Below are 9393 nucleotides of genomic sequence, written 5' to 3' on the forward strand. Positions count from 1 at the left end.
TCGGTTCGTCACCGCGTGCGACGGCGTCCAGGCCGGCGCTCAGCGCGGTCGCGGCGTCGGCGGCCCGACGGGTCCAGGCCCGGTGCGTGCCGGGGAACGGGGGCTTACCGGCGGAAGGCGCGCCGGAGGGTGAACGCGCCCGGCCCGAGGACGGCCAGCAGGAGGAACACCCAGCTGTAGACGGCGGCCAGCTCGCCCGTGTTGTGGATCGGGAGCAGCGCCTCCGGCTGGTGCACGGTGAAGTACGCGTAGGCCATCACGCCGGACAGCACGAACGCGGCCGGCCGCGCGGCCACGCCCAGCAGCAGCAGGACCGCGCCGGCCAGCTCGATGACGCTGCCGTACCAGCCCGGCCACGAGCCGAACGGGACCGCGCCGCCCTGCCCGTCCACGCCGCCGAAGAAGCCCAGGCCCATCAGGCCGTGGAAGCCGAACAGGAACGACACGACGATCCGGAAGACGCCCAGCACGACCTCGTTGCGCCTCGCGGTGCGGGTGTCGGTGGTGCTGGCGGTGGTGCGGGCGGTGGTGTCGGTGGTGGTCATGTCCAGGTCCCCTCTCCGGTGGTCTCACCCCTGCGTCGAACGGGGACCCGGCGGGATCGACACGTCCGCCGAATTCTTTTCCGAGATCTTTTCGGCGCCGGTGACCTCCAGGGTGAACCTGCCGGTGGGCGCGGGCAGGGGCTGCCCCCGGCGGAAGAACCGGACCTGGCGCGGGTCCTCCGCCTCGGCCCGCATCGCCTCCAGGTCGGCCTCCGTGGGCACGCGCGCCACGGACGGGCCGGGGCGGTGGTCCAGCGGCGGCGCGGGTGGCAGGTGCTCGTCCGGCAGCGACGGCAGGTCCAGCCGCCAGGCGATCAGGCCGGGCGTCGCCGGCACCTCCTCCGGGTAGGTCCGACCGGGCCAGACGTAAGGCAGGTCGTCGGGCACGCCGGGGAACTGCGGGCCGTAGTGCTCCGGGTCCTTGCGGATCAGGGACGACTGGTGGCTGCGGTGCAGGTCCTCGTCACCCAGCCACGGCGGCAGCAGGCCTTCCTCCAGGCACCACGACCACGTCGGCTCCCGCCCGCCGTTGTAGTCGAGCAGGACCGCGCGCACCCCGTCCCGGTGACCCCGCCGACGCCACTCGTCGCACACCGCCACCCCGTAGGCCACCAGGGCGGGCGTGAAACCGCGCCACATCACCACCGCCGGGTGCCGCTTCCAGCCGTACTCGGGCCAGACCAGCGCGCGGAGCACCTGGAGCGTCTCCACCCGCTGCTTGCCGAGCCTCCGGGTGTCCAGGGCGGCCGCGCTGCGGCCGAACGTGGCGCACGGCAGGAACGTCTGCACCGGTACCGCCTACCCCGCCGGCCCGGGGGTCAAGCGCGGCGTCGCCACATCGTGTGGTCGCCGCCGCGCGCGAGGCGCCGCCCCGGGACGCCGGGCCGGGCCGCACGTCGCGCGGCCGGTCGGACGGGTGGCGGGGGACCTCAGGCGGGCAGCGCCAGGTCGACGACGAAGCTGATCTCGACGACCTGGCCCGGCACCGTCAGCTCGGTGACGCCCAGCACCGTGCTCGCCGGGCGGTGGTCGCCGAAGTACCCCAGGTTGCCCTCCGCCAACGCCGCGGCGTTCTGCCGCAGGTCCACGACGTACAGGGTCTGGGAGACGACCTGGTTCCGGGTGGCGCCGTAGTGGTCCAGGACCCGGTCCGCGTTGGCGTGCGTCCGCCGGAGCTGGGCGGCGAAGTCGCCCGGGTGGGGGAACCCGCCCGCCTCGTCGAACGCGAGCTGCCCGGAGACGTGGACCAACCCACCGGACCTGATCGCCTGCGCGTAGCCGAACTCGGCCTCGGCCGGTATGCCGTAGGTGAAGACGTCACTGGCGGCCATCGTGCCCACCCTTCTGGTTCGCTCTCTTGTGGTTACTCGGGAACTGTAGGAGAGTGACCGCTGACCTGGAAGAACGCACTTTTTGGTGACTGGGGAACCCGATGGTGACCAAGCAACTGCTCAAGGGCCTGCCGGAGGACGCCGACCTGCGGCGCGCGGACTCCCTGGCGCGGGAGATCTTCTCGGACGTCGCCAACAAGTGGGCGCTCCTGATCATCGAGGCGCTCGGCGACCGCACCCTGCGCTTCAGCGAGCTGCGGAACGAGGTCGAGGGCGTCAGCCACAAGATGCTCACCCAGAACCTGCGGATGCTGGAGCGCAACGGCCTGGTCGACCGCGAGGTGCACCCCACCGTGCCGCCGCGCGTCGAGTACACCCTCACCGAGCCGGGCCGGGCCCTGCGCGCCGCGGTCGACGTCATCTGCGACTGGACCCACCGGCACCTCGGCCACATCGAGGGCGCGCGCGGCCGCTTCGACGCCTGACGGGCGCCCGGCGGCGGTTAGGGTGGCCGGGTGGAGTTCCAGCGCGCCCGGCGGCCCGAACAGGTCGAACAGCGGCGGCGCGCGATCCTGGGGGCGGCCCGCGCCCTGCTGCGGGAGCGGCCCCTAGCCGACATCAGCCTGCGCGAGCTGAGCTGCCGGGTGGGCCTGGCCAAGTCGAACGTGCTGCGGTACTTCGACAGCCGGGAAGCCGTCTTCCTGGAGGTGCTCGACGCGGAGCGGGGCGCCTGGCTCGACGCGCTGGAGACGGCGCTGGAGGCGGTGCCGCAGACGGCGCCGGGGACCGGGGCTCCCGCCGACCGCGACCCGGTGGCCGTGGCGACGGCGGTCGCGTCGTCCCTGGCCGGGCGGCGGACGCTGGGCGAGCTGCTGGGCGGCGCGGGCGCGCTGGAGCGCAACATCACCGCCGACACCGCCCGCCGGTCCACGAGCCGGGCCGACGCGCACGCCGCGCGGCTCGCCGCCCTGGTGCGCGCCCGCCTGCCGGTGCTGGACGAGGCCGCGGCGCGGCACTTCGCGGACGTGGCGGTCGCCGTCGCCGCCGGCCTGTGGCCCCGGGCGGACCCGACCGAGGCGGTGGCGGCGGCGCTGCGCGAGTCGGGGGCGGCCGAGCCCGCCGAGGCGTTCGCGACCGCGCTGACCGAGGCGCTGGTCAACCACCTCGTCGGGCTGGTGGCCCGGTCGGGCGGGAACTGACGCGCCCGGGGGACCGGCGGGACCTGGACGGCGGGGGCTCCGGGCCGGATGCTGCCCCACGTGAGCGACGCGATCGACGTGGTGGTGGTCGGCGGCGGGGCGAGGGGGTCGGCCGCCGCGTGGGTGCTGGCCCGGCGCTGGGTCGAGGTGGTGCTGCTGGAGCGCTTCGCCCCCGGCCACGCCTTCGGCGCCTCGCACGGCGCCTCCCGCATCTTCCGGCTCGTCTACCGCGACCCCCTCTACGTCCGGTTCGCCCGGGAGGCCCTGGCCCTGTGGCGCGAGCTGGGCGGCGACGTGCTCACCACCACCGGCGGCGTCGACCACGGCGACCTGCGCGACCTCCCCGACGTCATGGCGGCGGCCGGCGCGCCCGGCGAGCTGCTCGACCCGGCCGCCGCCCGCGAGCGGTGGCCAGGGTTCCGGTTCGACGGCCCGGTGCTCTTCCACCCCGCCTCCGGCCGGGTGCACGCCGACCGCGCCGTGGCCGCGTTGCAGGACGCCGCGCGGCACTCCGGGGCCGTGGTGCGCCACGAGACGCCCGTCCTGGCCCTGCGCCCGCGCGAGGACTCGGTGGACGTGGTCACGGGCGGCGGGGTGCTGCGCGCCCGGCGGGCGGTGGTGGCCGTGGGCGCGTGGACCGGCAAGCTGCTCGACGGGCTGGTGTCGCTGCCGCTCACCGTGACCCAGGAGCAGCCCGCGCACTTCGCCCCGCTCACCCGCCACGACTGGCCCGCGTTCATCCACCACGGCGTGCCCGCGCCGGGCGCCGACGCGGTCTACGGGCTCGCCACGCCCGGCGAGGGCGTCAAGGTCGGCCTGCACGGCGACGGCCCGGTCACCGACCCCGACCGGCGCACGTTCCGGCCCGAGCCGGTGCGGCTGGACACCCTGCGCCGCTACGTCCGGGAGTGGCTGCCCGGCCTGGACGCGGACGCGTTCGACCCGATCAGCTGCACCTACACCTCGACCCCGACCGGTGACTTCGTGCTCGACCGGCTCGGCCCGCTGGTCGTCGCCGCCGGGTTCTCCGGCCACGGGTTCAAGTTCACGCCCGCCGTGGGGCGCGTGGTCGCCGACCTCGTGCTCACCGGCGCCGCGCCGGAAACCCGCTGGGTTATTCCCGCGACCGACCCACGACCCTGACCTTCCCACGCTGTGGTCGCCCCTCCGCGCACCCCGCCGACCGACGCAGAATCCCGGTGAGCGACCGAAAGGGGCGGCAATGGGAGACGGCTTGCACCTCGCCGTGGCGTTGGACGCGGCCGGCGGCACCGGCCACGACGCGCGGTTCACCCCGGACCACTGGGTGGACCTGGTGCGCGAGGCCGAACGGGGGCTGCTGGACCTGGTGACGATCGAGGACGACCTCGGCCCGGACGGCCGGCTGGACGCGGTGCTCGTCGCGGCCCGGGTCGCGCCGCTCACCAGCCGCATCGGCCTCGTGCCGACCGTGGTCACGACGCACACCGAGCCATTCCACGTGTCCAAGGCCATCGCGACCCTGGACTACGTGAGCACCGGCCGGGCCGGCGTGCGGGTGAAGGTCGCGGCCGACCCGGCGCACGCGAAGCACTTCGGCCGCCGCGAGGTCACCCCGGACGACCTGCCCGCGCTGCTGGAGGAGGCCGCCGACCACGTGGAGGTGCAGCGGCGGCTGTGGGACAGCTGGGAGGACGACGCGGAGATCCGCGACGTCGCCACCGGCCGGTTCGTGGACCGCGACAAGCTGCACTACATCGACTTCGAGGGCGCGTCCTTCAGCGTGAAGGGCCCGTCGATCACGCCGCGACCGCCGCAGGGGCAGCCGCCGGTGGCCGTCCTGTCGCACGAGCCCGCCGTGCTCGACCTGGCCCGCCGCGCGGCCGACATCGTCTTCACCACGCCGCACACCCTCGACGAGGCCGCGGCCCACGCCGCCGACGCCGCGCCGCTGCACCACTTCGCGGACATCGCGGTCTCCTTCGGCCGCGACACCACCTCGCCCGACGCCCTGGTCTTCACCGGCACGCCGGCCGAACTGGCGGACCTGCTGGCCGAGTGGCACGCGGCGGGCGTGCGCGGCTTCCGGCTGCGGCCCGCGTCCCTGCCCGACGACCTGTCGGCGATCGTGGACGGGGTCGTGCCCGAACTCCAGCGGCGCGGGGTGTTCCGCACCGCGTACACCGCCGACACCCTGCGCGGGCACCTCGGCCTGCCGCGCCCCGCCAACCGCTACGCCACCCGTGACGCCGGGACAGGAGCCGCGTGATGCCCAAGCAGGTCCACCTCGCCGCGCACTTCCCCGGCGTCAACAACACGACCGTGTGGAGCCACCCCGACGCGGGCAGCCACATCGAGTTCTCCTCGTTCGCCCACCTCGCCCGCACCGCCGAGCGCGCCCGGTTCGACTTCTTCTTCCTCGCCGAGGGCCTGCGCCTGCGCGAGCAGGCCGGCCGGATCTACGACCTCGACGTGGTCGGCAGGCCCGACACGTTCACCGTCCTGTCGGCGCTGGCCGCCGTCACGGAGCACCTCGGCCTCGCCGGGACGATCAACTCCACGTTCAACGAGCCGTTCGAGGTGGCGCGGCAGTTCGCCTCGCTGGACCACCTGTCCGGCGGGCGCGCCGCGTGGAACGTGGTGACCTCGTGGGACGCGTTCACCGGCGAGAACTTCCGGCGCGGCGGCTTCCTGCCGCAGGAGCAGCGCTACGAGCGGGCCGAGCGGTTCCTCGACGCCGCCTCGGCGCTGTTCGACTCGTGGCGCGACGACGGCCGGTTCGCCTACCGCGACGGGCACTTCGACATCTCCGGCCGCTTCGGGCTGCCGCGCTCCCCGCAGGGCAGGCCGGTGATCCTCCAGGCGGGCGACTCCGACGAGGGCCGCGAGTTCGCCGCCGCCAAGGCCGACGCGATCTTCTCCCGGCACGCCGGCCTCGACGCGGGCCGCGCGTTCTACGCCGACGTGAAGGGCAGGCTGGCCAGGTACGGCCGCCGGCCCGAGGACCTGGTCGTGCTGCCCGCCGCGACGTTCGCCCTGGCCGACACCGACGCCGAGGCGCACGAGCTGGCGCACGAGGTGCGGCGGCAGCAGGTCAGCGGGCAGACCGCGATCAAGGTGCTGGAGCAGCTGTGGAACCGCGACCTGTCCGCGTACGACCCGGACGGCCCGCTGCCCGCCGTGGACCCGCTGGTGGGCGGGGAGGACCACATCGCGCGCGGCCGGGCCAGCGTGCGGATGCACAAGGACCCGGTCGCGGTGGCGCGGCAGTGGCGGGAGCTGTCCGAGGCGAAGAACCTGTCCATCCGCGAGCTGGTCATCGAGACCAGCGCGAAGCAGACGTTCATCGGCTCGCCGGCGACGGTCGCGGCGCAGGTCGACGAGCTGGTGCAGGCCGACGCCGCCGACGGGTTCATCCTCGTGCCGCACGTGACGCCGGGCGGGCTGGACGACTTCGCCGACCGCGTGGTGCCGCTGCTCCAGGAGCGCGGCGTGTTCCGCACCGAGTACACCGGGCCGACGCTGCGCGACCACCTCGGGCTCCAGCCGCTGCCTTAAGGTGCGCCGTGTGAAGGCACTGGTGGTTCGGGGCGGCTGGGACGGGCACTCACCGGTCGAGGCGACGGACGCGTTCCTGCCGTTCCTGCGCTCCTCGGGGTTCGACGTGGACGTGTCGGACACCCTGGAGGCCTACGACGCGGGCTTGCGGTCCTACGACCTCGTCCTCCAGTGCTGGAGCGACGGCGAGCTGACCGACGAGCAGTTCGGCCACCTGGAGGCGGCCGTGCGGGCGGGCACGGGGCTGGCCGGGTGGCACGGCGGGCTGGTGGACGCGTTCCGGCGCTCGCGCGGGTACGTGCGGATGGTGGGCGGGCAGTTCGTCGCCCACCCCGGCGACTTCGTGGAGCACCGGGTGGACGTCGTGTCGACGCACCCGGTGGTGGCGGGGCTGAGCGGGTTCACCGTGCGCACCGAGCAGTACTGGGTGCTGACCGACGGGTTGAACGACGTGCACGCGACCACCACGTTCCAGCCGGAGGACCCGTGGCACGCGCCGCTGACCGTGCCGGCGGTGTGGACGCGGCGGTGGGGCGCGGGGCGCGTGTTCGCCTGCACCCTGGGGCACTTCCCGGCGGACCTGGAGGTGCCCCAGGTGCGGACGATGGTCGAACGCGGCCTGCTGTGGGCGGCCGGTCGCGGGTGACGGGTCAGCGCGCGCTGTCGAGGAAGGCGCGCCAGGCGGTGGGGGAGAAGGTCAGGCGCGGGGCGGTGTTCTTGGAGTCCCGCACCCCCACGGCCACCGGCTCGAAGGCCACCTCAACGCATTCTGTGTTCGCCTCGCTGCTGTAACTGCTCTTACGCCACTGCATCGCCTCCGGGTGCATCCTGGTCCTCCCGCAGTCGGTCGTAACGGTCCGCCCACTTGGCGAACACCGACCGCGATTCTTCCTCACTCAGAGCCACCCGGTCGAGGTCGTTGCAGCACCGACGGAAGCGGTTCGTGGTCTCGGGCTCGTCCGAGAACAGCGCTACCGGCCCACCTTCGACATAGGAGACGGGCGAGTGGTCGGAGAAGGTCATGAAGCTGAAGCCGAAGTTCAGTGACCCCGGCAACGGCGTCGCGAAGGTCACCAGCCGTACGCCGCCCCGGAACAGGAGTTGCAACATCTGCTCGTACATCACCTGGGGGCTGTTCACCATGCGCATCAGGGCTGCCTCGTGGACGAAGAAGCGACCCCAGGGGGCGAAGGGCTTGTTGAAGATCTCCTGCCGGGCGATGCGTTCGGCCACCCGGTGCTCGCCGTCCGACGTTCCTATGAGTTCGCGTGCGTACTCCGCTGTCTGGAGGAGGCCGGGGATCATGAGGATCTGGTAGGACCAGATGACCCTGGCGGTCTGCTCGTGGAGGAGCAGGGCGCGCAGGGCGTCGGGCACCGCGATTTCATGCTCGCGGACCAGGTGGCCCGTGCTCGCCTCCTCCGCCAAGGCCATGATGTGGTCGTAGGTGGTCTGGTCGGCGCGGAGGTGGCCGACGTAGCGGGCGATGTCCTGTGCGCTCGTCCCACGAGTCCCGCGCTCCAATTTCGATATCTTGCCGGCGGACCACCCCAATTCTTCGACAAGATCACCGAACTTCAACTCGGACTGGTAGCGGGCGCGGCGGAGGGCATCACCCAGTTCACGACTGAGCGCATTCGACATGCGTGAATCCATGAGGGCAAGCTAGAGCTGTCCCAGCGGTCTCTACCAGCCTGAACAGGTTTTTCCACCCTATGGGGCCACCTTGGTACCCGAGGGGCGCCCGCTTTTGTTGCGCGGACGCAACAAAAGCGGGCGGAAAGCCGGATGATCAGCGCATCGGCACCATGCGGACCAGTCGGACGCCGAAGCTGCCGGGGCAGTTCAACGACGCGGACGAGCCGTAGACCGAGGGTTGGCCGACCACCCACGACCCGTCGCCGCACATCGCGGTGAGCATGTAGAGGCCGTGGACGACCCCGGTGTGGTAGCAGTTCGCCGACACCACCGCGTCCCTGGCGGGCGTGTAGGTGTAGCGGCAGAACAGGCGCAGGTCCTGGGACTGGGCCGTGCCGGTCCTGGCCTCGGCGGGGTCGAACTCGACCGTGATGCTCTCCGGGTCGTCGCCCGCCGTCGCGGCGGAGGTCCCCCCGACCACCGCTCCCAGTGCCAGCAGCGCGGCCATCGCCAAACGAACCGATCTCGACATGTTCTCTCCCGTCGCGTGGAGCAGGGAAGGGGCGAGGCAGGGCGCTCACCCGTGACGGAACACCTGACAACACCCGGATCACGTCGATACGCCTCGAATACGGAAGTGTGGAAAAAACCGCCAAAGGCACCAGCCGCCTGCGCACCGGGCACCACCGCCACCCCGCGAACGGCCCCACCGCGGGACTCCCTCGGGCAGCGGTCGCGGGCCCCGAGGTCTCGGGGATGGGTCGTGCGATCTCGGGGATGAACCCGGACGCTTCGGCCCGGACCGAGGACACCCGCCTTCCGGGGAGATCCCTTCAGCTCGCGGGCGCGCGACAGCGAGGAGTCGGCTCGACCGTCAGCCGCAACCGGCTCAGACCCGGTGGCTCGCGCGTTCGGTGGCCGAGGTGTCGGGGCCCGGCGTCGTGGGCATCGCGCTGTTCCTCACCGCGGGGTGGCACTCCTCGTGGCCGCACGCCGAAGGGCTGTCCCAGGGCGCGGTCGCGGCGATGTCCTCCTTCGGCCTCGCGCCGCTCGTGGCGGGCGCGTTCGTGGCGGCGGCCGTCCGGTTCCCGCCCGCTCCCCTCGCGGGGGCGGGCGGGTCCGGCGCCCTCAGGACGGCGCCGG

Annotated in this window: 12 protein-coding genes and 1 pseudogene; 7 read left to right on the forward strand and 6 right to left on the reverse strand. The window is 73.4% G+C overall.

Annotated features, from left to right (window positions below; genetic code table 11):
* Window positions 1–104: 104 nt before the first annotated feature.
* From ACFV4N_RS18940 to ACFV4N_RS18950, 3 genes and pseudogenes are all read right to left on the reverse strand, one after another.
* A complete protein-coding gene (locus tag ACFV4N_RS18940; protein WP_499673844.1) occupies window positions 105–545 on the reverse strand; it encodes a DoxX family protein in 441 nt (146 codons plus the stop codon).
* A 342-nt stretch (window positions 546–887) separates the two neighbouring features.
* A pseudogene (locus tag ACFV4N_RS18945) lies at window positions 888–1334 on the reverse strand (MSMEG_6728 family protein); the annotation flags it as partial.
* Between the two features lie 140 nt (window positions 1335–1474).
* On the reverse strand, window positions 1475–1876 hold the full coding sequence (locus tag ACFV4N_RS18950) for a RidA family protein (protein ID WP_499673845.1): 402 nt from the start codon (window positions 1874–1876) through the stop codon (window positions 1475–1477).
* 101 nt (window positions 1877–1977) lie between these two features.
* Here ACFV4N_RS18950 and ACFV4N_RS18955 point away from each other — a divergent pair, with 101 nt between their 5' ends.
* The 6 genes from ACFV4N_RS18955 (at window position 1978) to ACFV4N_RS18980 (ending at window position 7258) form a co-directional block, all read left to right on the forward strand.
* Window positions 1978–2361: a winged helix-turn-helix transcriptional regulator gene (locus tag ACFV4N_RS18955; RefSeq protein ID WP_499673846.1), complete on the forward strand. Its 384-nt coding sequence runs from the start codon at window positions 1978–1980 to the stop codon at window positions 2359–2361.
* A 30-nt stretch (window positions 2362–2391) separates the two neighbouring features.
* Window positions 2392–3075 carry a TetR/AcrR family transcriptional regulator gene (locus ACFV4N_RS18960; RefSeq protein WP_499673847.1) on the forward strand — a complete coding sequence of 228 codons (684 nt, stop codon included), beginning with the start codon at window positions 2392–2394 and terminating at the stop codon, window positions 3073–3075.
* Window positions 3076–3135: 60 nt separating this feature from the next.
* Window positions 3136–4218: an FAD-dependent oxidoreductase gene (locus tag ACFV4N_RS18965; protein WP_499673848.1), complete on the forward strand. Its 1083-nt coding sequence runs from the start codon at window positions 3136–3138 to the stop codon at window positions 4216–4218.
* A 79-nt stretch (window positions 4219–4297) separates the two neighbouring features.
* Complete coding sequence (locus ACFV4N_RS18970; RefSeq protein ID WP_499673849.1) at window positions 4298–5323, forward strand: LLM class flavin-dependent oxidoreductase; 1026 nt, start codon at window positions 4298–4300, stop codon at window positions 5321–5323.
* Entirely contained in the window at window positions 5323–6612 is a 1290-nt protein-coding gene (locus ACFV4N_RS18975; RefSeq protein ID WP_499673850.1) for an LLM class flavin-dependent oxidoreductase, read from the forward strand. Before ACFV4N_RS18970 ends, ACFV4N_RS18975 begins: the two co-directional genes overlap by 1 nt.
* 10 nt (window positions 6613–6622) lie before the next feature.
* Window positions 6623–7258 (forward strand): ThuA domain-containing protein, encoded by a 636-nt coding sequence (locus tag ACFV4N_RS18980; protein WP_499673851.1) that lies wholly within the window; start codon window positions 6623–6625, stop codon window positions 7256–7258.
* Window positions 7259–7262: 4 nt separating this feature from the next.
* Here the strand turns inward: ACFV4N_RS18980 and ACFV4N_RS18985 are convergent, their stop codons facing one another.
* The 3 genes from ACFV4N_RS18985 to ACFV4N_RS18995 form a co-directional block, all read right to left on the reverse strand.
* Window positions 7263–7370 (reverse strand): DUF397 domain-containing protein, encoded by a 108-nt coding sequence (locus ACFV4N_RS18985; protein WP_499673852.1) that lies wholly within the window; start codon window positions 7368–7370, stop codon window positions 7263–7265.
* Between the two features lie 40 nt (window positions 7371–7410).
* Window positions 7411–8268, reverse strand: a complete 858-nt coding sequence (locus tag ACFV4N_RS18990) for a helix-turn-helix domain-containing protein (protein ID WP_499673853.1) — start codon at window positions 8266–8268, stop codon at window positions 7411–7413.
* Window positions 8269–8404: 136 nt separating this feature from the next.
* A complete protein-coding gene (locus ACFV4N_RS18995; protein WP_499673854.1) occupies window positions 8405–8782 on the reverse strand; it encodes a hypothetical protein in 378 nt (125 codons plus the stop codon).
* A 391-nt stretch (window positions 8783–9173) separates the two neighbouring features.
* Here ACFV4N_RS18995 and ACFV4N_RS19000 point away from each other — a divergent pair.
* A partial coding sequence (locus tag ACFV4N_RS19000) for a hypothetical protein (protein ID WP_499673855.1) occupies window positions 9174–9393 on the forward strand: 220 nt, incomplete at its 3' end.

It is taken from the genome of Actinosynnema sp. NPDC059797, assembly GCF_042732085.1.
GTDB lineage: Bacteria > Actinomycetota > Actinomycetes > Mycobacteriales > Pseudonocardiaceae > Actinosynnema.

Bases quoted from the DNA above. Each gene is read 5' to 3' on its own strand.
- ACFV4N_RS18975 (WP_499673850.1), top strand. From the start codon at position 5,323: ATGCCCAAGCAGGTCCACCTCGCCGCGCACTTCCCCGGCGTCAACAAC.
- ACFV4N_RS18940 (WP_499673844.1), bottom strand. From the start codon at position 545: ATGACCACCACCGACACCACCGCCCGCACCACCGCCAGCACCACCGAC.
- ACFV4N_RS18995 (WP_499673854.1), bottom strand. From the start codon at position 8,782: ATGTCGAGATCGGTTCGTTTGGCGATGGCCGCGCTGCTGGCACTGGGA.
- ACFV4N_RS18955 (WP_499673846.1), top strand. From the start codon at position 1,978: ATGGTGACCAAGCAACTGCTCAAGGGCCTGCCGGAGGACGCCGACCTG.
- ACFV4N_RS18970 (WP_499673849.1), top strand. From the start codon at position 4,298: ATGGGAGACGGCTTGCACCTCGCCGTGGCGTTGGACGCGGCCGGCGGC.
- ACFV4N_RS18950 (WP_499673845.1), bottom strand. From the start codon at position 1,876: ATGGCCGCCAGTGACGTCTTCACCTACGGCATACCGGCCGAGGCCGAG.
- ACFV4N_RS18990 (WP_499673853.1), bottom strand. From the start codon at position 8,268: ATGGATTCACGCATGTCGAATGCGCTCAGTCGTGAACTGGGTGATGCC.